General features: G+C 58.1%; 23 protein-coding genes. 10 read left to right on the top strand and 13 right to left on the bottom strand.

Annotation, left to right across the window (positions count from 1 at the left end):
* Positions 1-449: 449 nt before the first annotated feature.
* On the bottom strand, positions 450-1,517 hold the full coding sequence (locus CO671_RS28100; protein ID WP_097608686.1) for a glutamate cyclase domain-containing protein: 1,068 nt from the start codon (positions 1,515-1,517) through the stop codon (positions 450-452).
* Between the two features lie 569 nt (positions 1,518-2,086).
* Between CO671_RS28100 and CO671_RS28095 the strand changes: the two genes are divergently transcribed.
* Positions 2,087-3,073, top strand: a complete 987-nt coding sequence (locus CO671_RS28095) for a LacI family DNA-binding transcriptional regulator (RefSeq protein ID WP_097608685.1) — start codon at positions 2,087-2,089, stop codon at positions 3,071-3,073.
* Positions 3,074-3,277: 204 nt separating this feature from the next.
* Here the strand turns inward: CO671_RS28095 and CO671_RS28090 are convergent, their stop codons facing one another.
* From CO671_RS28090 to CO671_RS28050, 9 genes are all read right to left on the bottom strand, one after another.
* Positions 3,278-3,937, bottom strand: a complete 660-nt coding sequence (locus tag CO671_RS28090) for an HAD-IA family hydrolase (RefSeq protein WP_280953355.1) — start codon at positions 3,935-3,937, stop codon at positions 3,278-3,280.
* 61 nt (positions 3,938-3,998) lie between these two features.
* Entirely contained in the window at positions 3,999-6,518 is a 2,520-nt protein-coding gene (locus CO671_RS28085) for a HAMP domain-containing methyl-accepting chemotaxis protein (protein WP_010035042.1), read from the bottom strand.
* Positions 6,519-6,728: 210 nt separating this feature from the next.
* A complete protein-coding gene (gene fba / locus CO671_RS28080) occupies positions 6,729-7,793 on the bottom strand; it encodes a class II fructose-bisphosphate aldolase (RefSeq protein ID WP_097608684.1) in 1,065 nt (354 codons plus the stop codon).
* A gap of 76 nt (positions 7,794-7,869) precedes the next feature.
* Entirely contained in the window at positions 7,870-9,309 is a 1,440-nt protein-coding gene (lpdA, locus tag CO671_RS28075) for a dihydrolipoyl dehydrogenase (RefSeq protein WP_097608683.1), read from the bottom strand.
* Between the two features lie 78 nt (positions 9,310-9,387).
* Positions 9,388-10,674, bottom strand: a complete 1,287-nt coding sequence (locus CO671_RS28070; protein ID WP_010032657.1) for a dihydrolipoamide acetyltransferase family protein — start codon at positions 10,672-10,674, stop codon at positions 9,388-9,390.
* 1 nt (position 10,675) lies between these two features.
* Positions 10,676-11,674, bottom strand: a complete 999-nt coding sequence (locus CO671_RS28065; protein WP_097608682.1) for an alpha-ketoacid dehydrogenase subunit beta — start codon at positions 11,672-11,674, stop codon at positions 10,676-10,678.
* Positions 11,674-12,705 (bottom strand): thiamine pyrophosphate-dependent dehydrogenase E1 component subunit alpha, encoded by a 1,032-nt coding sequence (locus tag CO671_RS28060; RefSeq protein WP_097608681.1) that lies wholly within the window; start codon positions 12,703-12,705, stop codon positions 11,674-11,676. The genes CO671_RS28065 and CO671_RS28060 overlap by 1 nt, the downstream gene beginning before the upstream one ends.
* Positions 12,706-14,031, bottom strand: a complete 1,326-nt coding sequence (locus CO671_RS28055; protein WP_097608680.1) for an NAD(P)H-dependent oxidoreductase — start codon at positions 14,029-14,031, stop codon at positions 12,706-12,708.
* 331 nt (positions 14,032-14,362) lie between these two features.
* The gene (locus CO671_RS28050; RefSeq protein ID WP_020919814.1) at positions 14,363-15,328 is read right to left on the bottom strand and encodes a sugar-binding transcriptional regulator; all 966 of its coding nucleotides are present in this window, start codon (positions 15,326-15,328) and stop codon (positions 14,363-14,365) included.
* 388 nt (positions 15,329-15,716) lie between these two features.
* Here CO671_RS28050 and CO671_RS28045 point away from each other — a divergent pair, with 388 nt between their 5' ends.
* Genes CO671_RS28045 through CO671_RS28015 form a run of 7 tightly spaced genes read left to right on the top strand, consistent with a single transcriptional unit; the run spans position 15,717 to position 22,433 of the window.
* The gene (locus CO671_RS28045; protein WP_097608679.1) at positions 15,717-17,273 is read left to right on the top strand and encodes an extracellular solute-binding protein; all 1,557 of its coding nucleotides are present in this window, start codon (positions 15,717-15,719) and stop codon (positions 17,271-17,273) included.
* Positions 17,274-17,277: 4 nt separating this feature from the next.
* Complete coding sequence (locus CO671_RS28040) at positions 17,278-18,225, top strand: sugar ABC transporter permease (protein WP_097608678.1); 948 nt, start codon at positions 17,278-17,280, stop codon at positions 18,223-18,225.
* A gap of 1 nt (position 18,226) precedes the next feature.
* Entirely contained in the window at positions 18,227-19,069 is an 843-nt protein-coding gene (locus CO671_RS28035; protein ID WP_097608677.1) for a carbohydrate ABC transporter permease, read from the top strand.
* Between the two features lie 4 nt (positions 19,070-19,073).
* The gene (locus CO671_RS28030) at positions 19,074-20,117 is read left to right on the top strand and encodes an ABC transporter ATP-binding protein (RefSeq protein ID WP_039621867.1); all 1,044 of its coding nucleotides are present in this window, start codon (positions 19,074-19,076) and stop codon (positions 20,115-20,117) included.
* Positions 20,117-21,091: a sugar kinase gene (locus CO671_RS28025; RefSeq protein WP_097608676.1), complete on the top strand. Its 975-nt coding sequence runs from the start codon at positions 20,117-20,119 to the stop codon at positions 21,089-21,091. The genes CO671_RS28030 and CO671_RS28025 overlap by 1 nt, the downstream gene beginning before the upstream one ends.
* 33 nt (positions 21,092-21,124) lie before the next feature.
* Positions 21,125-21,817, top strand: a complete 693-nt coding sequence (locus CO671_RS28020; RefSeq protein ID WP_141514498.1) for a hypothetical protein — start codon at positions 21,125-21,127, stop codon at positions 21,815-21,817.
* Positions 21,810-22,433 carry a hypothetical protein gene (locus CO671_RS28015; RefSeq protein ID WP_097608674.1) on the top strand — a complete coding sequence of 208 codons (624 nt, stop codon included), beginning with the start codon at positions 21,810-21,812 and terminating at the stop codon, positions 22,431-22,433. Before CO671_RS28020 ends, CO671_RS28015 begins: the two co-directional genes overlap by 8 nt.
* Before the next feature lie 145 nt (positions 22,434-22,578).
* On the opposite strand, the gene CO671_RS28010 is transcribed toward CO671_RS28015, so the two are convergent.
* Positions 22,579-23,721 carry an AraC family transcriptional regulator gene (locus CO671_RS28010; RefSeq protein WP_097608673.1) on the bottom strand — a complete coding sequence of 381 codons (1,143 nt, stop codon included), beginning with the start codon at positions 23,719-23,721 and terminating at the stop codon, positions 22,579-22,581.
* Between the two features lie 354 nt (positions 23,722-24,075).
* Here CO671_RS28010 and CO671_RS33880 point away from each other — a divergent pair, with 354 nt between their 5' ends.
* Entirely contained in the window at positions 24,076-24,246 is a 171-nt protein-coding gene (locus CO671_RS33880) for a hypothetical protein (RefSeq protein ID WP_170965064.1), read from the top strand.
* Positions 24,247-24,384: 138 nt separating this feature from the next.
* Positions 24,385-24,585, top strand: coding sequence for a hypothetical protein (locus tag CO671_RS28005; RefSeq protein WP_097582271.1), 201 nt, complete (start codon positions 24,385-24,387; stop codon positions 24,583-24,585).
* Positions 24,586-24,906: 321 nt separating this feature from the next.
* Here CO671_RS28005 and CO671_RS28000 read toward each other — a convergent pair whose 3' ends face one another.
* Both CO671_RS28000 and CO671_RS27995 read right to left on the bottom strand, forming a co-directional pair.
* Positions 24,907-25,131 carry a hypothetical protein gene (locus CO671_RS28000; RefSeq protein ID WP_064684578.1) on the bottom strand — a complete coding sequence of 75 codons (225 nt, stop codon included), beginning with the start codon at positions 25,129-25,131 and terminating at the stop codon, positions 24,907-24,909.
* A 248-nt stretch (positions 25,132-25,379) separates the two neighbouring features.
* Entirely contained in the window at positions 25,380-26,192 is an 813-nt protein-coding gene (locus CO671_RS27995; RefSeq protein ID WP_097608697.1) for a pirin family protein, read from the bottom strand.
* Positions 26,193-26,214: the final 22 nt, after the last annotated feature.

Below are 26,214 nucleotides of genomic sequence, written 5' to 3'. Positions count from 1 at the left end.
GATCCCTGCGAGCCGCGAGGGCTCGATCGCCAATTTTGCGATGTTAACGTATACAACATCACAAAAAACCCGATGTCAACGATTACATTTTCGTTGACGGCGACTAAGCGGCCTCGTTACCGATCAAAGGAGGGATGATATGGTGGTTGATAATGAAGACGCCATGCGTGGCGGACGCATCGACCGCTGCCGCGGCCACCCTTGGCCAAACGCTCTCAAATCGGCTGTTTCGACAGAGCCTGCTGCAGGAACCGGCTTTGACGAGCAAGGCTCAGATCTTGGCTGGCGGGGCAAATGTCGAGGCGTTCAAAAGATTTGTCGCGGTCGGCATCCGACCGCAACGAGGTCATCGGAAAATCGGCAACGCTCAGGCGCGCCGATGGAGATCTTCGAGACTTGGGGCTTGCGCGTCTGCGTGCCGCCAGTCGGCGAGCCCTCGGGCGCTTCCGTCACTTCAACTGGCGCCAGTCGCCGCTGTCGCCTTTCCATCCGATGACCCGACCGGCCAATCGGTCAAGCGTGTTGCGCAGCGTATCAACAAGCCCTTCCCATTCCCGGGCGGAGATGCCGTCAACAGCCGGCTCCGGCCCCATGAACATCCCGTCAACGCCGCCGAACGAGACGCACTGTTCTATGCATCGGCGTTCCAACGCGCCGTCGTGAAAGACTGACGGTTTCTCCAAAAGTGCGGACAGCGCGGCGATCAACCCGGTTGCTCCCCAGTTTGAGACATTCGATACGATGAGGTGATCCGCCGAGGTTGCCGCAGCAACGCCGCCCCGGCCAGGATGTCCGCTATCCCTGGCCTTGGGCGAAAAAGCCTTGAGATCTTCACCGATCAGCCCCATGCCAAGTTCGTTGCCGCCATCCCCGATGGCAATGAAGGGGATCTTGCGCTTCTTGGCGCTCAGGAAAAACTGGTCGAGATCTGCGACAAGATTGTCGAGCGGACGCCCGCCAAGTCCATGGTAAAGGCCTTTGTCGTTCTGGCCTGGCCGCTCGATCGAGATCACCAGCGAAGGCTTTGTTACCTCGAGAAGCTGATCCGTGATGACCTTGCACCCCGCCGTATCCTTCGGGACGCTGCGAATATAGACTGGCCGGACGAAGTCGACCGATCTGATCCGGCCATCCTCAGGGAACGAAAGCGGCGCAAGGCCGGCACCTCGACATGTCCCCTCCATCATGCCGACCCAATCGTCATCGGTCAGAATAACGGTCTCGACACCAAGCCCGAGGAAGAGTGCGCGCGCGAGGAGCGCTGCGCCGACCGGGCCGTCTGTTTCCGGGACGCCGCCGCCTTCAGGAAATCCCGTCGCAATCACGATCGGGCCGCCATGTTCGCGAACCACATCGACGATCAAATTGGCGCCATCCATGCAGGCGGGGCCCGGCTGATGCGATTGCAGCGCGTTGTAGATCTTGCCTATAAGGCCGACACCCGTCAGATCAAGCGTCATGAAATTTTCGATCGTCTGGGCAATATTCTGGCCCTTGGCGTTTTGCAGATCAAGCATGAATGGCTCCGGGTTCTAGCGTGAGTGGTCATAGGGGGTGAATTTTTCTGCATGGGCGTTGCCGCCGCTCGGTTGCAAATTTCCTAACGTCGACACTGCAGGTGAAGAAGAGGCTGGCGACGACATCGGCCGTCTGCGGTTCAGTATCCATTTGCAGGCTCGGTAAAAGCCCAGCTTCCTCCGCTCTTTCAGGAATAGTCGATTTTCATCCGCCGCGACCGCCAGAAACTTGCCTTGCGGATTTGCTCATCCAGCGACGTGGCCGATGTTAACGTATACAATGACAGGTTTTCGCCAATGTCAACGATTACATTGCAGACTTGTTTCTTCGAATGGCTGACATAGCTTCGACCGCTGGAACTTGGCCAACTGCAATTCTCACGCAGCCGACGCAGACAACGTCCTGGCGCTTTGATCAGCCGCCGCTGTTAGGTGAACAAGCGTTAAAATTGCTTGACGACGTGTTGTTGACCATGAAGGGTGCCTTTCGTCGCCGGTCTGGCGACGCCATCTGAGGCCTTCCGCTTCGACGAAGCGGATGCTAGAAGTAGACATATGAGTTTTCCGCGATGACCAAGCCGCCTACTGTTAGAGATGTCGCGCGCCTGTCGGGTGTGTCGACGGCAACCGTGTCCCGATACTTTGGCGGAAAAGCCGACGCGGTCGCGCCTCACACGATCGAAAGCGTCAAGAAGGCAGCGGAGATTCTCGGCTATACTCCTTCGGAGATCGGGAGGTCGCTCCGTCTTGCTCGCAGCAGCGTAGTGGTAATGCTCGTGCCGGATGCATCGAACCACTTTACCGCCGACGTTGCCGCATCTTTGGAAAATGCTTTGAAGTCGTCGGGTCTTTCCATGGTCCTGGCGAATGCGGCCGAAAATGCAGAGCAGCAGGATCGCCTGCTCGCTGATGCGCAGGGACTGCGCGCGCAAGCCATCGTTTTACAAGGCGCGATTGATACGCCGCGGTTGCGCGAACTGTGCTCCCGGCAAAAGAACATAATCTTCGTAAATCGGCGGCCGGCCGAGGGAATCGTCGCGCCATATGTGGGCGTCGACAATTTTGCTGCAGGTATGGCAGTCGGCCAATATTTTGCGGAGCGGGGTTACATGAACTGCGTAGCGATCCACGGTCCGAAAAGCTACTCGGGAAGCAGCGAGCGGCTTGATGGTTTCATAGCCGGTCTGGGCGATCACGGTCCGGTCAAGAAGGTCGAGGCTGCCTATACCATGGAGGCCGGCTACGAGCAGGGGCTTAAATTGCTTTCGAAAAGCAAAAGGCGCCTCTCCATTTTTTGCGGCAACGACATGATCGCCTATGGTGTCCATCGCGCAGCGATTGAACTGGGGCTTACGATTCCCGAGGATGTCATCTTGATGGGTTTCGATGACAACCGCCTAAACGACTGGCTGGCTCCCTGGCTGTCAACGGTGACAGTTCCCGCATTTGATTACGGGCCTGCAATAGCCCGGTTGATTGAGGCTTCCCGGGAGGAGGCCGAGGAGGCTGCGAAAATCATATTGCCGTTTAAGATCAAGATCAGGCAGTCCGCATAGGATCCACGCATCCGAGACGGTCATCCGTCAGCTTCTAGATAACACCCTGCCTTTTGCCTTGGCAAATTCGAGGCGGACGATCAAGACCACTATGACGAGCCGCTCCAGAGCCTGACGAGTACGAGTACACCGCGCCCATTCGCGCGCTTTTCGATAATCCCGCCATGAGGACCGGCGCGCTGCCGCCAGCGCCCCGAAACATGGCTAAACCGCTTTGATTGACAGCAGTCCGTCTGCGGATACCACCGGCGCGACCTCTGTGTAGTCATTTATGGTTGGGTTACCAGGTAAATTTAAATTGTGCCCGGCCGCTGTGACGACCACTACGTCTGCGCCTGCCGCTTGCCCGGCTTTCACGCCGGCCTCAACATCTTCAAAAACAAGACAATTCCCAGCCGGAACTCCGAGCCGTTTTGCCGCGAGAAGGAAACATTGAGGGTTCGGCTTACCCACCGCGACATCTTCCCCGGTCACGATAATGCGTGGTGTGCTTAGCCCTGCGGCTTCAAGTCGCCTCTGAGCGAGCTTCTTTGACGCAGATGTGACGATCGCCCACCGATCAGTGGGAAGAGCAGCCAAGAACTCTGCCGCTCCTGCAATCGCGACAACCCCATGCACGTCGTCGATCTCCGCATTTGTGACCTTTGCAGCTTCAATCTCCGGGTCCACGCCGGGAAGCTCCAGCCGCCGAATCGTGTCGATCGCCCTTTGCCCGTGCATTGTTGGCAGAAACGCGATGGGATCCAGCCCATGGCGTTTCGCCCACGCACCCCAAACTCGCTCGGCAGCGGCGATGGAAGTCAGAAGCGTCCCGTCCATATCGAAAAGAAAGGCGGAGAACTGCTTGTTTGAATCGAGCTTCAACGGGAATATCCTTATTGCGCTGAGACGTGGACTGAATCGCCATGGGTAGCTGACCCCAAGGCTAGGCTGCCCTCTCGGCGTGGGCTAATGGCGGTTCATTAAGTGCAAACGACCCGACCAGTTGAACGAGGTCGTCTACTTGCTCCGCAAGCCGGCGCGTGGCCGCACCAGCCTCCTCGGCCATTGCGGCGTTCAGCTGGGTCACTCTTTCCATGGTACCTACGGCCTGGTTGACCTCATTGAGGCTCTTTGCCTGGCTTTGGCTCGAGAGTGCTAGCTGCCCAACATCCCGGGAAACCTCGCCAATCTTTAGCGCAATATCATCGAGGGCATGGCCGGCTTGTTCGACAAAATCCACACCCGCGTCGACTTCGGTCGTCGAATGATGGATAAGGGCGCCGATTTCTTTCGCCGCCGAAGCGGCGCGTTGGGCAAGTTCTCTGACTTCATGCGCGACGACAGCAAATCCTTTCCCTGCTTCTCCAGCTCGGGCAGCCTCGACGCCAGCGTTCAGCGCGAGAAGATTTGTCTGGAATGCTATTCCGTCGATTACCGTTACGATACTTGTTATGCGATCGGATGCCTCCTTGATCCGAGACATCGCAGCGATAGCGTGTTCGACGATAACAAGTGAGGCATCGGCTTCGAGCTTGACGCGCTGTACGATGTCAGCCGCGTTCGTTGCACGTTTAGAGGCCTCCGCTACGGTGATGGTGATCGCTTCGATCGCCGCCGCGGTTTGCTCGATCGAGGCTGCCTGCTGTTCATTTCTGCGAGAAAGCTCTTCCGACGCATCCGCCAGGAGCCGGCCATTGGTGTGAATTTCGGCTGACGTTGCACGGACGTCCAGCATCGTTGAGCTTAGGTCGCTGATGGTGCTGTTAAAGTCTCGCCTGAGGATATCCAGATCCCCAGCAAATGGGACCTCGATGGTGTTCCGCAGATCTCTGGTCGCCAGATTTCTAAGTCCGTCCGCAAGTGACGTTACCGCCAGTTCGATGTTTTTCTGGGTAGAAGCTCGTTCGCGATCGTTCATCTCCCGCTCCGATTCCGCCAGTCGATGGAGTTCTTCCGTGCGCGCCTGGATGGCAATCTTCTGAACGGCATTTTCTTTGAAGACCGCAAGTGCACGCGCCATCTCGCCGATCTCATCCTTTCGTCGGTCTCCATCGATCGCAATGTCCAACGAACCGCCTGCCAAACGTCGCATGATTTCGGTGATTGAGCCGATTGGCCGCTTGAGCGTGACGACCAAGGCAGCACCCGATGCTATCGCGACGAGAAATCCAATCGCCATAGATGTCAGAGACACCGAGTTCGTCAACGACCGCTCGGTCGAAGCCATCTGCCGCTGAGCGTCCGCAAATGCGTCCATCAACCCCCAGATCTCGTTGATCTTGTCAGTTGCGTGGCGGTATTGCTCCTCGGCATGGCCCCGATTTGCCTCCAGTCCAGTTGCGCTTTCGCGTAATTTGTCGGCGATTTCCCCTACCGTTCCCGGGACGTCGCCGAAGTAAGAATCGATCGCCGCCAGTTCCGTCAGCAACTGTATCTCGCCTGCATAGACAAAAAGGGTTCGCTCGACTGCCTTGACGTTATCCGCGGTCGGTTCGCCCAAAAGGCCGGCAAAGGCGATTTTTACGTCGCTGCCGTTGCTCACAATCGACCGAAGCTTTTTCGTCACCTTGTCGGCGTCGACAGAGCCACCGCTCGAACCATTCAGATCGGCAGCGGCTTGTTCAACCGCTGCCGCGCTCTGCACTCGCAACCTTTCCGACAAACCAGCCAAGTCATTGGCGATGGCCAATTCCGCGGACTGGCCCTCCGTTTCCCGGCTTCCACTTTGGTTCAGAAATGCCAGAATCCTGTCTGCGATGCGGGACCCGTCTCGCACACCCAACGAAGTGAGAAGACGGTCAGATTTCGATAGTTTGTGTGCGAGGGCTTCCAACGATGCGCGCACCGCTGTTTCTTCGCGTCGCAGGGACTGGGCATCAAGCGACCGTAGTTGAACCTCGAGATTTTCGCAGCCGCTGAGAATGGATTGAAGTGCCAACGTATCGGAAAGCCTCGATTTCCGCTTGTTATCAAGCTGAGCAGCCTGGGCGACGATCTTGAATGCGTGCTTGCCAAGTTCCATCTGCACGGAGTTCAGCGCGTCGAGCTGCGCGGCAATGTTGTTCGTGAGCTGCGAACGGTCCTGTCGAAGTTTCCATATCTCGTTAATGTGGCTCAGGATCGTGCCGGTTGCGTGCTGCGCTTTGCGCAATTCAGCAGCAGCCTGGGCGTCCGGAATCACATCGATCATGCGGTCGAGTGCGCTGATCTGTGCTGCAGTTATTTCGGAGGCTTGCTTGAATGTCGCCGCATCGGGCTCGCGAAGGAACGTCGTAATGCCGGCATAAACCGCCTTGAATCCTGAAAGCAGCCGGACCACGCCATTCGATGTGCTGAGGCGCGCTTCTAGGACACCTGATGCGTAGAGTCCTGTGGCGCCGACAGCGACGATCGTCAGCAATAGCGGCAGAACCAGTACGATAACCTTGGTCTGAATCCTGAACCGCGCAAGAATCCTGTCCATTTTGCCTCTCCCAAAAGCACTCGCTGCTCCGAATTGAGACAGGATGACACGGACTGATTAAGTTTACGTTTCGGTATTACAAACGGCGCTGATGGCGTCTAAATGTTCATCTTATCGGGCGCAGAATGTGAGCTGTGGGATCTCCGGTAGACAGTTGGCACCTGGTCGGAACATAAGTTCCGACGGTTTCGGTGCTCCATGTGCTCATAATCACGAGAAACACGGATCGAGCTCGCCGGACGCATAGCGCTTTGCCATCACCGAAACATGAAGGGGCGTAATCCGCTCCGCCATGCCGCCAGTGCCGAACTGTTCGAAGCGCTCCTTGCAAAGCTTTGTGAGCGCGGCCATTGCCGGCTTCAGATATTTGCGCGGATCGAATTCGCTCGGATCTTCCTGCAAGACCCGGCGGATCTGCCCGGTCATCGCCATGCGGCCGTCCGTGTCGATGTTGATCTTGCGCACGCCGTTCTTGATACCGCGCTGGATTTCTTCGACCGGCACGCCCCAGGTGGGCTTCATCTGGCCGCCGTATTTGTTGATGATCTCCTGCAACTCGACGGGGACCGACGACGACCCGTGCATGACGAGATGGGTGTTCGGTAGCTTGCGGTGGATTTCCTCGATGACATTCATCGCCAGCACCGAACCGTCGGGCTTACGGGTGAACTTGTAGGCGCCGTGCGAGGTTCCCATCGCGATTGCCAATGCATCGACGCCAGTTTCACGCACGAATCGCACCGCCTCGTCCGGGTTGGTCAGCAGCTGGTCATGCGACAGTTTGCCTTCCGCGCCGTGCCCATCCTCGGCCTCTCCCATGCCGGTCTCCAGAGAACCGAGCACACCGAGCTCGCCTTCGACCGAGATGCCGCCGAGATGGGCCATTTCGGTCACTCTCTTTGTCACGCCGACATTATAATCCCAGTCGGCAGGTGTCTTCGCGTCCGCTTTCAGCGAGCCGTCCATCATGACCGAGGTAAAGCCTGCCTGAATGGCCGTCATGCAGCTGGCCGGATCGTTGCCGTGGTCCAGATGCACGCAGACGGGAATGTGCGGGTAAATTTCGACGACGGCATCCATCATATGCTTGAGCATGATGTCGTTGGCGTAAGCGCGCGCGCCGCGTGATGCCTGGATGATGACGGGGGCGCGGACCGCATCCGCGGCTTCCATGATGGCGAGCGCCTGTTCCATATTGTTGATGTTGAAGGCGGGAACGCCGTAGCCCTCCTCCGCTGCATGATCCAGTAACTGCCTGAGCGTAATGCGTGCCATCTGAAAATCCTCCTCTAGCCGAAATGCGCCGGCTGCGTCTTTGACGCATGATCAAGCGGCGTTTTATGGTCGCGCCTCAAGCGTTCAGCACACGGCCATAGGCATCGAGCACCGCTTCCTTCATCGTCTCGGAAACTGTGGGATGCGGGAAGATCGTGTGCATCAGCTCTTCCTCTGTCGTCTCGAGGTTCATCGCGACGACGAAGCCCTGGATGAGTTCGGTGACTTCGGCGCCGACCATGTGGGCGCCGAGAAGCTCGCCGGTCTTCTTGTCGAAGATCACCTTGACCATGCCCTGGTCTTCGCCGAGCGCGATCGCCTTGCCGTTGGCGGCAAAGGAGAAGCGGCCGACGCGGATGTCGCGGCCGAGCTCCTTGGCCTTGGCTTCGGTGAGGCCGACGGAGGCGACCTGCGGATTGCAGTAGGTGCAGCCGGGGACCTTGCCCTTGTCGGTCGGATGGACATTCGGCAGGCCGGCGATCTTCTCGACGCAGACCACACCCTCATGCTCGGCCTTGTGCGCCAGCATCGGCGGGCCGGCGACGTCGCCGATCGCATAGATGCCGGCGACATTGGTCTTGCCGTAACCATCAGCGACGACGCAGCCGCGGTCGGTCTTGATGCCGAGCGCCTCAAGGCCGAGATTTTCGATATTGCCCTGAACGCCGACGGCCGAAATCATCCGGTCGGCGGTGATCTGCTGCACCTTGCCATCCGACGTCTCGACATGGGCCGTGATGCTGCCCGCCCCCTTCTCGACCTTTGTGACCTTGGCGCTGGTGAAGATCTTCAGGCCGCGCTTTTCCAGCTGCTTGCGGGCGATGGCGGTGATTTCGGCATCCTCGACCGGCATGATGGTCGGCATGACTTCAACAACCGTCACATCGACGCCCATCGAGCGGTAGAAGCTGGCGAATTCGATGCCGATCGCGCCCGAGCCCATGACGATCAGCGACTTCGGCAGCGCCTCGGGCTTCAGCGCCTCGAAATAGGTCCAGATCAGCTTGCCATCCGGCTCGATGCCCGGCAGCGCGCGCGGGCGGGCGCCGGTCGCGATGATGATGTGTTTGGCGGTATAGGTGCCCTCGCCCTTGACGTTCTTCGGCAGCGGATGCTGCGGCTCGACGACCGGCTTCGACGACTTGCCGACGACGATCTCGCCGGGCTTCGTCAGCTTCGCCTCGCCCCAGATGATGTCGATCTTGTTCTTCTTCATCAGGAAGCCGACGCCGGCGTTGAGACGGGCGGAAACGGCGCGCGAGCGGCCGACGACGGCCTTGGGGTCCGGCTTGACGGTGCCTTCGAGAACCAGGCCGAAATCCTTGAAGTGGTTGGCATGGTCGAGCACTTCGGCCGAGCGCAGCAGCGCCTTGGTCGGGATGCAACCCCAGTTCAGGCAGATGCCGCCCATATGCTCGCGCTCGACGATCGCCGTCTTGAGGCCGAGCTGGGCCGCGCGGATGGCGGCGACATAGCCGCCGGGGCCGGAGCCGATGATGATGACGTCGTAGGACATCTGTTTTCCTTGAAAAGATGGGGGATCCGTCACGAGGCCTTCGCCTCGTGACAAGATCCCCCGAGGCCTGGGAGGAAGCTAGATCAGCATGCTCATCGGATTCTCGATGAACGCCTGGAACTTTCCGAGGAGCTGTGCGCCGAGAGCACCGTCTACCGCACGATGGTCGGTTGACAACGTCACAGTCATGACAGTCGCGCTCGACAAGTCGCCTTCAGCATTGACGACAGGCCTTCTCTCCCCAGAACCAACGGCCAGGATTGTTGAATGGGGAGGATTGATGATCGCGGCGAATTCCCTCACCCCGAACATACCGAGGTTCGATATTGCTCCGGTGCCGCCCTGGTACTCGGCCGGCTTCAATTTTCCCGATCGGGCGCGTGTAGCCAAATCCTTCATCTCATTCGAGATCGTGGATAGCGTCTTCGATTCCGCATGCCGGATGATTGGCGTGATCAGACCACCCGCCACGGAAACGGCAACCCCTACATCGACGAAATGATGACGCAAGAGGCTCTCTTCCGTCCAGGACACGTTCGCGTCGGGTGTTGATCCAAGGGCCAGCGCGTAGGCCTTGATGACCATGTCATTGACCGACAACTTGAATTGCGGCGCGCCATCTGCCATCGGCGCCGACGCGTTGAGCTCGGCTCGCAGCTTGAGCAGAGCATCGATGCGGCAGTCGAGCGACAGGTAGAAATGCGGAATGGTTGTCTTCGCCTCCAGCAATCGCCGGGCGATCGTTCTCCTCATCGGGGTATGAGGCTGCACATCGAACGTGCCTTCGGCAAACAGCGCCAAGGACCCATCGGACGCAGCTTTCTGCCCGACATGCTGCGCGCCGGCGGGCGCGGACGGGGCAAGTGGTGCTTCGGCACCCCGAGCCTTCGAAACATCAGCGCTCCGGATCCTTCCATGCGGACCGGTCCCGGCCACGGATCCCAGATCGATACCGTTTTCCCGTGCCAGGCGCCTTGCCAAGGGCGTAGCCCGAATTGAGCTCCCGGCACCCGCCGATGCGTTATGATGCGGTGCGCTGATTGAGCCGAGATCGGTCGCATCCGAAGTCCCCGTCTCTGCGGGAAGGGCCGGCGCAGATGGCGCAGACGCGGCCTGATGTTCCTCGCCCTCCTCGTAGATCCAAGCGACCGCCGAGCCGACCGCGATATCAACGCCTTCTTCGCCGTTGACATTGCGAAGAATCCCCGCAGCGGGGGAATCTATTTCCATTGCCGCTTTGTCGGTTTCAATTTCGAACAGCACGTCGCCCTTCCCGACGCGGTCACCTTCCTTGAAGAACCACTTCGAGATCTTGCCGGTCGCCATATCCATGTCGACCTTGGGGAGGATGATTTCCGTCGCCATGCTATCGCACTCCCCTCACAAGGTCCCGCGCGGCATTGAAAATGTCGGGGACTTGCGGAACGGCAGCCTTCTCGAGCTCCGGATTGTAGGGAATTGGCGTCTCGGAGCCGCCAAGGCGGACAATCGGTGCATCGAGATAGTCGAATGCGTCGCTTTCAGCGATGATCGCACTTATTTCTGCACCGACTCCCAGCGTTTTGACGCCCTCATATACGCAGAGCAGCCTTGTCGTCTTTTTCACACTTGCGATCACGGTCGCTCTATCGATCGGACGCACCGAACGGAGATCGATCACTTCGACGTCGATCCCCTCCGCTGCCAGCTGTTCGGCCGCATCGAGCGCCTTATGAACCATGATCGACGTCGCGACGATGCTAAGATCTTTACCCTGTCGGCGGATCTCTGCCTTATCGAGAGGAACCGTGTAGTGGCCTTCCGGAACCGGTCCCTTCATCTTGTAGAGGAGTTTATGTTCAAAGATCATCACCGGGTCGGGATCGGCGACGGCGGCGAGCAGCATGCCCTTAACATCATGTGGAGTTGCCGGCTGAATAACCTTCAAACCGGGGACATGTCCAAGCCACGCCTCCAGGCTCTGGCTATGCTGGGCGGCCGCCCCGGTCCCGGAGCCGGCTGGAAACCGCATGACAACCGGCACCGAGACTTCGCCGCCGAGCATGTAGCGCATTTTGGCGGCCTGATTGACGATTTGCTCCATCGCCAGAGTGGCAAAGTCTGAGAACTGAAATTCGAATATCGGTCTCAGTCCGGTCATCGCGGCACCGACCGCGACGCCAGCGCCGCCAAGCTCGGAAATCGGCGTGTCCATCACGCGATCAGGTCCGAACCTGTCGATGAGATCGCCGGTGACCTGAAAAGCGCCGCCGTAGACACCGATGTCTTCACCCATCAGGATGACGCGCTCGTCCGCTTCCATCGCGATCGCCATGGCTTCCTGGATTGCTTGGGAGTAGCTGAGCTCTCGAACCGTGGTATCCATTACGCTTGCTCCGTGTAGACGTTATCGGCCAAACCGGAAATCTCAGGCATCGGGCTTTGTTTTGCGAATTCAATCCCGGCGGCGATTTCGTCCTCGACAGACTTGCGGATTGCCGCGAGTTCAGTGTCGTTCGCGACACCAAACTCCCGGAGCTCTGTTTCGAACCGAGCGATTGGATCGCGGTTGCTCATCCAGTCCTCAATTTCGTCTTTCGTGCGGTAGCGATTTCGGTCGCTTTTCGAATGACCTCGATAACGATAGGTTTTGCACTCGATGAGGGATGGTCCCTCGCCGCGCTTCGCGCGCTCGACAGCATTGTGAGTGGCTTCTGCCACTTCGGAGAGCACGTTGCCGTCGACGATGACGCCGGGCATGCTGTAAGCGCTGGCGCGGTCTGCGATATTGGCAACCGCCGTCGATCGCGCGGTCGATGTCGACATGCCGTAGCCATTGTTTTCGCAGACGAAGATAACGGGCAATTTCCAAACGGCAGCCATGTTCAGCGCCTCGTGGAACGCTCCTTCGTTGTTTGCGCCGTCACCAAAGAAGCAGACGACCACTTTTCCGGTCTTCAGGCGCTTCGATGTCAGCGCGGCACCAACGGCGATTGGCAGGCCGCCCCCGACGATACCATTCGCGCCGAGGTTGCCGGTCGTAACGTCCGCAATATGCATGGAACCGCCGCGGCCGGCACAATAGCCGGTCGTCTTGCCAAAGAACTCAGCGAACATGCGTTTGACATCCGCGCCCTTGGCGATGCAGTGACCGTGGCCTCGATGGGTCGAGGTGATCTGATCCTCTTGCGTCAGCGGGAGGCAAACGCCCATAGCGCTGGCTTCCTGACCGATCGACAGATGCATCGTCCCATGGATGAGACCACGTGTGTAGCTTTCCTCAGCGCCTTCTTCGAACCGGCGGATGAGGTGCATCTTCCGAAGAGCATCCAGCAGCTGGTCACGTGTATATTGTCGGTAGATGAAGGGCAGATTGCTGGTCTCGGCACTCTTCATCGCTCTTGCTGAGTTCGCCATTTACGCCTCCCTGCCGTAAACGAGAGCGTCTTGCCGGGCACGCAAGACGGCTAGACGAGAGCCTTCCGCGACCGATGCGTTGCTGTAGGTAATCAGTTCACCCTTCTTGATCGGCGCGGTCACCTTGCCTCCCTGCAGCATTCCGCATGGAATGGCAGAGGCGCTGCGCGCTTCCGGCGCGGTCATGATCCAGGCGCGGTAGCAGTACTCGCCGATTGCATCGAGCTTGTCGCCAGGCTGGAGATCCTTCTTGGCCACGGCACATACCTCAGCCACAGGGGTGGACAGAGGCACCATGTCCGGCTTTCCGTAAAGAACGACACGGGCACAGGTGAGCGGCACCTCCAATGAGGTCAGATGATATGGCCGATGAAAGGTGAAATACGGCCCCTTGCCCATCTTCAGATCTTCCATGCGCTCCGAGATCCGCGGATGCGACATATCCGCAACGACGAAAACACCAGGGGCAACACCCTTCCCAATCGAATAGTCGACAACACCTGCCTTCGTCAGTACGCCGCCGTCTTTTTCGGGCACGAGAACCTTCGACAGTTCGTCAAGCGTGGCCGCCGGGCCATGCATGCCGGGCTTATCCGGCACCAGACCTGTTGCGTTTGCGATGGCGGCCATTTCCACCATCGTTTTCGAGCCGTCGACGAATTCGACAAGCATGCGAACGTTCATGTTCCGGCGCGCCGCTTCTTCGGCGTATTGGTCCGGCACCGCATCGATGTTCAATGGGTTGTTCTTGCCCTTGCCTGCCGCTACGATCGGATGACCCATCGCCGAAACAAACTCGATCAATTCGATGCAAGACGATGGCTCGTCTCCCGCTCCGAGCGAATAGGTAACGCCAAGCCGCTCAGCCTCACTCTTGAGATAGGCGCCGATGGTAACGTCGGCTTCGACGTTCATCATCACGAGGTGCTTGCCGTGCTCCATGGCTGCAAGGCCGATTTCCGCACCGACGGCAGGCACGCCGGTGGCATCGACGACGACGTCGATCAAGCCGCTGTTCAGAATATTGGCGGAGTCGGCTGTGATGGCGATCTTGCCCGACTCGATCGCATTGTTGAGTTGGTCAGTACTGGCGGCTTCGCGATGATGACCGTCTTCCCGGTAAGCAATATCAACGGCTTCGCGGGCACGAGTGACGTTGAGATCGCAGATTGCCCCGATCTCGATACCTTGCATATGGGCGACACGGGTCACGATATCGGTGCCCATCTCCCCGCTTCCAATCAGTCCAATGCGAATAGGCTTTCCCTCGGTCTCTCGACGCATGAGATCGCGTGCAAGCCCGGTTGGCGCAACGTTGATGGGCATTCCATTCCTCCCGAATTCATCCGAGACAGATTGGTAATGTACATTTGTTATTCAGTCAATCAATATGTTCTCAACTTGGCATCCAAAATGCCGCTGGCGCTCATCCTGTGCGGAAAACGAGAACTTTTGTAACTCAATGGAACGCAAGTGATTACCCTCGCGGGCAAGCGAAAGCCAGCACCCGAAGAGCGTGCCGCGGCCGTGATTGATTTTGTTGCTGGTATGGATTACGCGATTTGCCGCGCGGGATAGTGCGCAGGCTACACTGCGCACACTATCGCAAAAATGGGAGAGCGCCACTTCCGGTCCGTTGGCGCTCCGGGCGATCGATTTACACTGACGCCAGCAGGGCGCCCGCAGTCTGCTCGTCGGTCACCAAGGTTGTTGGCTTTATTGTAACAAGGCAGGCACGAAGCGCTGCCAGCTTTTCGGGTCCACCCGAGATTAGGATGCGTTCCGGTGTGCGCCGTAACCGCTCGAGGTTCACTGATATCACCCGAGCATTAACCTCGTGGTCGATAACGTTGCCGTCCTTGTCGATGAAATTATAAAGCACGTCTCCGACGGCTCCGGCGTCAATCAAAGACCGACGGTCAGCCTCGCTCAAATACCCGGTGCGATAGCTCGTCGTCAGTGCAGAGATCCCGCCGACCGAGAGAAGTGCGACGTCGAGCTTATCCGCCATTTCGAAAATCGCGGCAAGTCCACATCTTTCCAGCAGCGCATGCTTCGTCTCGGGGCTATCCACCACTGCCGGTGCGGTCACCAGAAAACCCTCGCCTTTGAAAAGCTCTGCGAACTGCCAGGCAAACTCGGCAGGATTGAAGCGACGCGCGGCCGAAATGCCTCCGAGCAGTGAGACGACGCGAAAGTCGTCGAGGGCGGCCCCGGCAATAAATGGCAAGGTATTATAAAGGGTGCGCCCCCAACCCACGCCAACAATCATGCCGGAATGCATCAAACCGGTAATCAGCGTTCCGGCTGCTGCTGCAATGACCTTCGTTGGGTCGCCTTCAGTATCGGCGAAGGGCGCAACAATGACCTGTTTGATCCCAAACGTCGTCTCCAGCTCTCTTTCAAGGGCGATCATATCGGAAAGCGGCGAGGAGATGGTCACGCGCACCTCGTTGCGCCGACGCGCTTCCGCCAAGAGTCGGACGACCATTACCCGATTGATGCCCAATTGGGCGGCGATGTCCTGCTGCGTGTAATTCTCGATGTGGTAGAGCCATGCGACTCGCGCTCGCAGCCTCTCAGAATCGCTCTGAACCATGGCAACTGGAGGCGTGATCTGCATCTAGCTTCCTTTCGCGTGCATTAAGGTCGGCAGGTGACATTGGCACGAAATCAGCGCTTTTCCCGTGATCTCGGCGCCCGTCCCAACTTCATGAGTTTCGTTACAGGATTTATCTCGCAGTGCATAGATCGGCAAGAAATAGGCGCACTCCGCGCCGCCGCAGTGCACAAAGTTATCCAAATAAATCGCGATGTTCACTCCTGACCCCGCAATCTCGGTCGAAAAACCGGTTGACAGCCGAGCGTTATGAACACATTGTATTCTCTGTTAGCAAATGTTCTCGCCTTAGAGGATAATGCTAGGGATGGAAGCGGAGTGGAGGCCGCACCGAAACAGTCTTGCCTCCATTGGCATTCAACTGATTTATTCAGATTGGGAGGAGTACAACATGACAGTCTTAAGTTCGGGCGTATCACGCCGCGGATTCCTGAGGCATTCCGCAGCTTTCGGGCTTGCTGCCGGCGCGGCCTCGGCCCTCAGGCTGCCCGCATTCGCGCAATCGGGTCTGCCGGATATCCAGTCGGTTTTGGACAAGATTTCGGTCAAGGATTATGTCCGCGAGGACTACCGCAAGCTTTACAAGATGTCGGACGATCCACTGTGGGACCCAGCGAAGGACTGGATCCGTACGGTGGATTGGGAAAAAATTCGCTCTGAACAGAGCGGGAAAACCGTCAGGTTTGCCGTAGGCGCTGCTGACCAAGAGTCGGCAGCTGAGGGGCTGAAGCCCTTTGAACAATTGTCAGGCATCAAGGTCGAGCTGGTTCCGATCCCCGATGACAGCTTCTATGACAAGGCGGTTTCCGAATTCATTTCCGGCAACGCATCCTTCGACGCCCTGCAGTTCTTCTCGCCGTGGCTCGGTGATTTCGCCGGCCCAGGCTTCCTCGCCGACCTCAGCGAATATGCGGACAAGTGGAAACTGCCGCTGGACGACTTCTATGATACCTATCGTCTGAACTACGGCTACGTCGGCGGCAAGCTGGTCGGCATCCCGTTCGACTGCGACGTTCAGATGGTGCATCTGCGCAAGTCGATCATGGAGAAGATTCTCGGCGGCCCCATTGATCGAGCCCAATCCGTGCCTAGCTACGACGAGCTCATTCGCGTCACGGCCGAAGCAAACAAGCTCGGCGGCGGCGTAGCGGGTGTTGGCTTGATGGCGGCCCGTGGTTTCTGGGCCACCTACACCTGGGAGCATATCGCGGCGCAAGCTGGCCTTACCTTGTTCGACAGTCAATGGAATCCGCAGCTCACAAGTGATGCCGGGATGAAGGCCATGGATATCATCATGGCTCTGCAGAAAAACGCCATCGAAGGCGTATCCGGCGCCGGCTGGGGTGAAAACCGTGCCGCCTGGCTTGGCGGACAGGTTGCAGCGAATATCAGCTGGCAGGACAGCGGCACACAGGCCATGCGGCCTGATCAGTCGAAGATCGTCGATGATTTTGTTACCATCTACGAGCCTCGCATTTCAGGCGGCGTCTTCGCTCCGCCGAATATTGCCGGGTCGACCTCCTGCGTTGCAGCCACATCGCAAAACCCCGAGGGCGCGTTCCTTATGCTCGCATTCCTCACGACTTCGTCTATCATGGCGATGAACGAAGCGAATGCGAATGGTGTTGCTCCGGGCTACCGGTCCGTTCTTGCCAACGAACGTCTCCGTGCTGTCAGCCAGCCCATGAAGGTGTGGGCGGACAGTCTGGAACATGCGTGGTGCGCGCCGCGCATTCCCGGGATGTTCGAGATGGAGCAGGCGCTCGGGAATGAAATCAACCGGGCGGTCACCGGTCAGATTTCAGCGAAAGAAGCCCTCGAGAACGGGCAAAAAGCCTGGAAGAGTATTCTGGAGAAGAATGGCTTCTCCGGTGGAAGCGCCCCGATTGCTTACTCGGACGCGGAGCCAGGCCTCTATGTAGGCAAGGGCAAGGCACTGCCTTTCTAAGATCATGACACATTCAACTCAAAGACTTGAAACGGAGGCGGCGTTCGCCGCCTCCAACGTAAAGTTACCCGCAAGACCTCGTCCCCGTTCGGCTACGGCGAGGAAGGTCTTCCCGTATCTCTTGGTTGGACCTGCTGTAGCCTACCTACTCGCGATCACCCTGTATCCTGGTCTTTTCGCGATGTATCAAAGCCTCTTTGTCGTCAAGTTCGTCACTTGGTCTTGGGTCGGGCTCGGCAACTACACACGGATCATCCAAGATCGTGAATTCTGGGCTGCTTTGGGAAATACCGCTGTCATCGGCGGCATATCCCTTGTCCTGCAGTCGGTGATCGCGATGGCTGTGGCCTTCTTCTGTTACCGGGATCCGTTTGTCCGCGGGTGGCGCATCATTTTCCTGATGCCGATGCTGTTCATGCCGTCGGCGGTAGCGTTCATCTGGAAGCTTGCTTTCAATGACGGCCGGGTGATTTCCGATATTCTGATGTCGATCGGAATAGTCTCCAACAATGTCGACTGGCTTGCGTCTATCTGGCTAGCCAGACTTACGCTGATTGTCGCGGACGTGTGGCAGTGGACACCGTTTCTTTTCATCATCTTCGTCGGAGCTCTTCAAGGGCAGGATGAGGAAATCGAGGAAGCGGCTCGATTGGACGGGGCAAGCTGGAGCAGCATTTTCTGGAACATCTCACTGCCGATGATGAGGCCCATCATCGTGGTCGCCGTAACGCTTCGCGGCATCGATATCACGACGATGTTCACGAACGTCTACATCATGACCCAGGGCACACCGGGCGGCGCAACGGAGACGATGAGCTACTTCATCTACCGTCAGGGCTTCAGGATGTTCAATTTCGGATACGCGTCGGCGGCATCGGTGCTGATGCTGATCTTCACGATCGTCATCGCCCAGACTGTCGTAAAGCGCGCCTTCAAATCCGGGAAATCATGATATGGCCAGCATTCGAAAAAACGGTGGTGAAAGCCTCCCTCTTCGCTACATCATCCTTGTCGCCTGGGCGCTTGTTTGTCTTGTCCCGATCATCTGGTTCCTCACAATAGGGTTCAGACCGAGAACTGAGATCATCGTGCCACGGCCGATCTACTGGCCGACGTGGAGCTTGGACGCCTGGCGCCTGCTCGTCAGCGACTGGCCCATAGCGTCATATCTGCGAAACTCGGTCGTGGCAGTGGCGGGCTCGGTCGTCATTGATCTGCTGCTGGCAATTCCCGCAGCCTTCGCGTTGGCTCGTTATGAGTTCCGCGGCCGGGAGGACATCGGTTTTTACATCCTGTCGACGCGTATGATGGCGCCGGCCATCGTTGCGGTGCCGATCTTCTTTCTGTTCAAGAATATGGGTTTGCTGGATTCCGTCTGGGCTTTGATGCTCATTTACGCAGCCATCAATCTCAGCCTCGTCACCTGGATCATTCGCAGCTACATGCTGGATATCCCGAAGGAACTGGAAGACGCGGCACGAACAGACGGCGCCGGAGACCTGACCATTCTTTGGGAGATCATGATCCCGGCTTGCCTGCCCGGTATCATCACTGCGGCAGTAATAGCAGCGATCTTCGCTATCAACGAATTCTTGTTCACCCTTCTCATCGCCTCGACCTCCAAGGCTTACACGATGTCCGTTGCGCTCGCCAACTTCACAGGCGGCTCCGACGGGGTGATCTACAACGCAATCGCACTCGTCTCGTTCCTCGCATTCGCTCCGATCTTGATCCTCGTTATCCTGATCCAGAAGCATCTCTCGCGCGGCCTGACCATGGGCGCTGTGAAAGGATAATTCTATGGCTTCTATTGAACTTAAGAACATCGTGAAGAGCTTCGGCTCCTTCTTTGGAGTCCAGGATGTCACTCTCGATATCGCCGATGAGGAGTTTCTGGTCCTTTTGGGGCCGTCGGGCTGCGGGAAGACCACGACCATGCGCATGATTGCTGGTCTGGAGCACCCGACGGGCGGAGAGATACGTATCGGCGGCAATGTTGTGAACGAGATCGATGCCCGCGATCGAGACGTTGCAATGGTCTTCCAAGGCTACGCCTTGTACCCGAATATGTCGATCTACGAGAACATTCGGTTTCCCCTTAGGATGCGGCGCATCCCCAAGGACAAGCATGACAGCCTCGTTCGCCGTGCCGCGGATATGGTTGAACTTGGGGCTTTTCTGGAGCGCAAGCCCGGCGCGCTTTCGGGCGGTCAGAGACAGCGCGCTGCGCTGGCGCGCGCTATCGTCCGCCAGCCGCAAGTCTTTCTCATGGATGAGCCGCTTTCCAACCTCGATGCGAAGCTGCGTGCCAGCATGCGTGTCCAGATCAAGCACATGCAGCGCGACCTGAAGGTGACCACGGTTTACGTGACACACGACCAGATCGAGGCAATGACGCTCGCTGATCGGATCGTCATCATGAACAAAGGCATAATTCAGCAGATCGGCACCCCCGATGAGATCTATTCGAATCCGGCGAATACCTTTGTCGCGGGGTTCATCGGCTCGCCGCCGATGAACTTGGTGTCGGGCTCTGCAGACAATGGGGTTTTCTCGGCTGCCGGCGTGAACGTGGCCTGCCCTGCAAAGCTGTCCGGTCAGGTTACCCTCGGCTTCCGGCCGGAGGATTGCATGATCGGCGGCGAAAATCTCAACGGCACCGTTTTTGGCGTCGAGCCGACCGGTGATATCACCTACCTGTCCGTCCGCACTCCAGAGAAGATTTTCGAAATCAAGGCTGGCCGCGAATTCCGTGCAAAAATCGATTCCACAATATCGATCGGGTTTGATCCCAGCCGGCTTTACTTTTTCGACAGTGATGGCAACAGGATCGGAGTCCAGTGATGTCGGCGACCTTTGATTTCAGCTGCGTCGGCTTTTACACCTTCGATGCCCTTTGCCGACCGGTCGCGGAAATCCCGGCTGGAGGGCAAACCCTTTTCGTCGAAGACTTCACTTTGGCCGTATCCGGCGCGGCCGGTTCGGCGGCGATCGTGGCTGCCAAGTATGGCCTCTCGGTGCAAGCAGTCGGCGGAGTGGGCTATGATGATATGGGCGACTGGGTCCATATGAAGCTGCAGTCTTTCGGCGTAGACACCACCATGATGCGGCGCTACGAGGGCTATACGACATCCTCTTCAATCGTGACGACACGGCCGAATGGTCAGCGACCGGCACTGCACAAACGCGGTGCGACCGATGCGTTCTTCGTATCGGATTCGGAAATAGATCGAGTTCTAGACACCAAGATCCTGCATGTGGGTGGGGTCGGCCTGATGAATCGGATGGATGATTCCGGTCGTACCGCGGAACTCATGGCGGAAGCGCGCCGTCGAGGTGTGATCACCACGCTTGACGTCTTCGCGTCGACGCCGGCCGACCTTCCCAAAATCGAAGCTCTGTTGCCTTATACGGATTATTTCCTGCCTTCTGAAGAGGAAGCGCAGGCACTTTCCGGATTGACACACAACAAGGACCTGGCGACTTTCCTTCTCAGCAGAGGAGCCAAATGTGTCATTCTCACTTTGGGAGCCGAGGGCGCCTACTATCACGACGAGACGGGCTTGGAATTCCACTCGCCGGCGTTCCAGGTCGATGTAAAGTGCACATGCGGCTGCGGTGACTGCTTCAATGGCGGTTTCGCGAGTGGATTGGTAAAGGGACTGTCGCCTCGTGATGCGGTCGAACTTGGTCAAGCCTCCTCCGCGTTGAACGCTACTGGCCTGGGAAGTCAGGCCGGTGTGGCGAGCTATGATGCGACCCGTGCATTTATTAAGGCGACACCCAGACGCGAATTGCGATATGATATTGTGGCCTAACAGAGGCGCAATGAGGCAAGAGGGTAGGTTGGCATGTCGCCAGAATTTGCTCCACAAGCGACGCAACTCAAGGACGTATTGAGGTCACTGCGCTATACCCTCAAAAAGGGGCGCGACACGGTGAAGGAGACTGCGCCGCGCCGGCTCCCGGCACCGGCATCGGGGATCGCCCTTTCCGCATTGAGCGAGCTCGAAGTCCTTGCCCGCAACGTCGATCATTTCGTCTGCGATTTTGCACATTCCGTCTTGAGCGATCCCGCGACGAATTCCGAAAATATGCGCGAAATCGTTTCCTCTGCTCGGCCCGACCATAAGTTTTCGGTCGCCTATTATCAAACGATGAAACTCGTCTTGAGCCGTCTTGGCGCCAAGAGAGTGTTGGTGAGCCAAACTGCCGGCCGCCGTGCCTTCGCACGACTGGGTCATTCGCAAGATGTTTTCGAGCTTGCGGCCCAATTGACGTTGCAGCTGGCAGATGACGGCTCGATAACAATCGACCAGTTGGACGACCAATCACCGGTTGCGCACTCCAGGGTCATCGTCGTTGCAATTTTTGCAGCAATGCTCTCATTGCTCACGGAGACGGACGACGCTGACAGAGACGCGATCATCTCCGCCGCCACCGATCTTGCAGCCGCTGTTCAAGTGACGATTCAGGATCTCTATCAGAAGAAAGACATCTCGGCTCTGGCCTCGCTACTCAAACGGTGCGCAAGTCATGTTTGATTTGTCCCGGTCCGTGCACAATCTGCCTGGAACCAACAAACCGCTAAGGGTGGCGGTCAGGCAGCTGCACTGGTTCAAGGCAGCCTTTCATAAACATGTCGCACTCTGCCGCGAAGCAATGGCGTGCGAATTCGCGATTGACGACGTCAAGCTGGCGAGCGCCTTTGTTCGCTGGCTGGATAGTGTCGACCGTCAGAGACCGAAAGAGAGGGCGGAACGGCGCGAGTTTTTTCAGTTTGCACCCTCGCTGGTATTGCGCGAACTCGTAGCCGACATGCCGATCAAGGCGGTTTGCGCCCCCGCCAGCGTCGACCCGGGCTCGCCGGCGGCCTTCTGGCCGGAGGGATATGTGGCCACGACATTTTGCCTGACTGTGTATGCTGCCACGATGGACCAGGAATTCCACATTGACGTTCCCATCAATCAGATGGTGGATGATCTTCGCAGCTGGTGGTCTTTTCGGGAAAATGCGAACCAGGACATGGAGTACGCGGCGGGCTTTTTCCAGATGTTGCTGGGCAGCCAACCCAATTGGTGGATGCCGAGTAATTTCAGCGCTCGCATGCGCTCTGTAGACGACGTCGAGGCGTTTGAGCCCGTACCCCCACCAATCTGAGGGACGGTGGAAGTTGGTAGCATATCCGCACCGTTGTAGCTGCGTAACCGCGCGTGCCGCTGACAATGACTTCGCCCCGCATTGAAGAGTTGTATCCCGGGGTGGATCTTAGACTGAGTTGAGGAAAGCTTCGCCATACACGGCGTCAATGTGCGAGCGTCAGCCAGTCGCCGATCGTTGTCCCAAAACGTTGCATGGAACGTGTTGCGGGGATGGCCGGGCGCTCGGTGGCGATGGTCTTTCGGACTTCACGCGGGCTGAGCCCGAATTCATGACTGAAGGCGCGTGTGAAATTGGCTGCAACGTCGAAGCCGGCGGCCTCGGCAATCTCCGAGATCGGCCTGTTGTCGGTCGGGTTGGTAAGATCCGCATAGGCCTGCAGCAATCGACGTTTGCGAATGTAATTGAAGACGCCCCCGCTCGTTTCGAACAATTGGTAGAGCCGCGTCCGCGAGATGCCCAGCGCACGGCACATGACCTCCGGCGTCAAGCTATCGGAATGAAGATTGAGGTGAATAAAGCGATGCGCCCGCTCCATCAGCCCCATATTGGCCTGTTCCTGAGCGCGATCCAAACTTGTGGACGATGCGGCGCATGCAACGACCATATCGCCGATCGTCCGTATGATCCGCGGCACCTCCTCCACCGTCAAATTGCTGAGGTTCGCTTCCAGGCCGTTGATATAGCTGACGAGCAATTCAGCCAGGCTACCGGAGAGGACGGTGTTGTTGGCGTTCTGCAGAAGACTCGCATCATGGGTCAGCAGTTCATAGCGCAGGAAGACGAGCACGGCGACTGAATCGGTCATCCGCCCGCGATACGGATAACCAAGCGACCTGAAAAATATCTCACCCGGGCCGGTCTCCGTTACATGGCGATTGGCCTCGGTCCAGGCCCGGCCGCTGCGCAGCACGCCGACATTCCAGTGATCGATTGGGCTCGATCGCAGCATGGCCTGATCGCGAATATAGCTGCATGCCTGCGCGCGCTGCTGGACGATGAGGATATCGCCGAGATGCCAGCCGGTCTGTTCCGCAAGAAAACCGTCGTCCTCTGATTTTCCGTCCGGCAGATGAACATCCACAAGCGGCGCCATGTGGGATCGCCAGGACTGGAACTGTTCTTTCGGCGGCAGGTCTTGCGTCGAAAATCGCAACGGCACCAGTGCCGGCGGAACGTCCGCCCGATGTTCTTTCTGCGGCGACGGTTCGCGCGGCCAGCGCCGCCGCTCCAAATGGGCCGGCCACTCCCGTCCACCAGCGGGGTCATCTCCAGACTCCGTAACCATCCAATTCCTCCAGCGCATAGCCGATCCGGGCTGTTGAAACTGAAGCAAGCAATCGTTTTCGCGGCTGAAACCTCCGCGCAACCCATCCGATGGAACCGAATCGACTGAAGCTCTACGTGCATAAGCTACTTATCATATTCCTATGCGAGCAGAAATGGACGCACCGATAATTTTCAGGATGCGGCGATAACGACAATCGCGTCCTGTTCCTGTATCTAATTAAGCAATGGTTAATTCCGAAAACGTTCGGAAATTCCAAAAAGCTCACTTGCCGGTGCCATGCAGTTTCAAAGCACCCTCAACGTGAAACGACACTTATTCAAAACAAAAAATGCGAGAACAGGAGGATAGGTCGTGAACTATCTGGGCAATATTCGTGCGCGCTTTGCGCGAGCGTCGGCTTACGACAGCAGTTCTTCTCCGCACAACCATCAGGCGCGAGGAAAAATTCCTATCGTCGATCGTGCGGGTTTTCCCTGCTCACATTCATGCGAGACGCTCCTGAGGCCGGACATCGGCAACTGATGGCGCGCGAAGGGTTGCGCGCAGCCGAGGCCGTCTGTGTCGATGCGTAATGAGCCCGAGGCTTGCACGCAACCCTTACTATATCCACCCACTGGCGAATTTTTGCGACGCTGCCCATGTGGCAGAATGGAGGCTAAGATGACTACCGCATGTGATGAGGAACATATCGAATTGAAGCCGCTTTCGAGCTGCAGACGAGAGGTCGAAGTCGCAATGGTTGAGATGCTCGTCAGTTTGCAGAAACATGGATGGTCGGCTGCGGAATTGGCATTGGCGCTCGCAGATGCCTCCGAAGATCTCGTCATGCTGATCGCGACCAAAAAGCTTCGACCGAATTAATGCGTGTCGCCCGGAAATGTGCGGCGGTTCCGGGACAACGACATGCATCAAAACAAGAGCTGAAGCGCGTCGCATGAATCAAATTTGACGCGACGCGCTTTAGAAAAATGATCGCAGGGAATTATGCTGCTTCTGTCTCAATGAGACGGCAGCACTGTCAGGCGCCGCAGTGATGTCCATCACATCAATCGCCGCGCCGGAGATGGATGGCGACGGTGCGGGTCGTACACGAGCGGGATTGATCGTCCGCAAAGATGAGATCGAGGAAGCGGCCGCGATCCCAAGATACCACCACCCGATCTCGTCGATTTGTTCTCGAGCTTACTGGCCGGTTCGTTCGTCGAGGATGGAGAGTGCGTCCTGCAGTCTGAGTGCGGCCAGCGCTTCCGTTGCCTCATCAGGAGACCATCCTGCTTCCAGCGCTGCGGAGAGAACGAGCGATTCCGTTTGAAGCTCGAGCTTTTCATAAAGCGGCTCGATGGCTTCGCGGGCGGTGACAACGTGCTGGTCGGGCGGAGTAATGGGTGTCGCAGCAACCGTCGGCATAATGCTCCTCCTTTTGAACGCTAAGGTTCGAAACCCAATTGCAGGCATGCTTGTTCCGTTCACAATCGCATTTTCAGCCTTATCGCGGCTGACGAAAACTGTTCCGAACTCTGGACGGTCGCAACTCGCCCGTCCTCGGCGTCTCTGGGGTCGCAGCGAAACCTTCGCGCGATGAACGAACGCACAGGCTACCGCACAATTGCCGAAAGCGGAAGCGACTTGCGGTAATCATCGATCAAAGGGCGCGGCTATGAAGCGCGCCGCGACAGCTGCCGAAATTTCCGCCATTTCAGAAAGGCGCGGATGATGATGGCCGGCGGGATCTTCCTGTGGTCGCCGACCGTTCCCTGCCTGGCGAACGGCGCGTTCGGGTCGAGCAGAAAGGCGACCAGGAGGCTTGAGCTCTTCGCCTCTGCTTCGAGGCTGGCATCGGACAGATGCAGCCCCTGCTCGCCTTCGGCAAAGCTTTGCCCGTCGACGACGACGGCGCCGCTGAAGACGTAGAAATAGAGATCCCTGCCTTGCTTGCGCGGGAATTCCGCCCGCGCGCCCGCATCCAGCCGGATATCGAAGATGTCGACGGCGCTGCGGACATAAAACGGCGCGCCCTCCCCTTCGGGGCCGACCAGATGTCGCCAGACATTCGCCGCGGCCGTGAGGATCGGGCCGTATTGGATTTTCGGCGCGAGACCGGCCGCGGACGGACGGATGAGGATCTGCAGCATGCGCAGCGGCGGATCGGAGGCCAGCGTCTCCTCGGAATGCCAGAAGCCTGTTCCGGCATTCATCACCATCAGATGGTCGCGGTCGACCACCAGCCGGCCGGTGGCCTTGTCGTCGTGGCGCATCACGCCTTCCGGCACCCAGGAGACGATCTCGTCGTCCTGGTGCTCATGCATCGCGATCAGGCGGCCGGGGTCCAGGAGGGATTCGACGATCATGGCGAGAGGGCCGTGGCCGTGATCGCGCGGTTTCGGCTTCAGCCATCCCGGCATGTTGACGTGCGCGACGAAGCCTCCCGCATCCCGCACCACGAATGTTCGTTCACCCTTGAGCAGCATCGTGTCCTCCATGCCTGCCAGG

This window comes from Rhizobium sp. M10, assembly GCF_002531955.1.
In the GTDB taxonomy this organism is placed as follows: Bacteria; Pseudomonadota; Alphaproteobacteria; order Rhizobiales; family Rhizobiaceae; genus Rhizobium; species Rhizobium etli_C.
The sequence above is the reverse complement of the archived record's forward strand: the minus strand, read 5'-3'. Positions and strand labels throughout refer to the sequence as shown.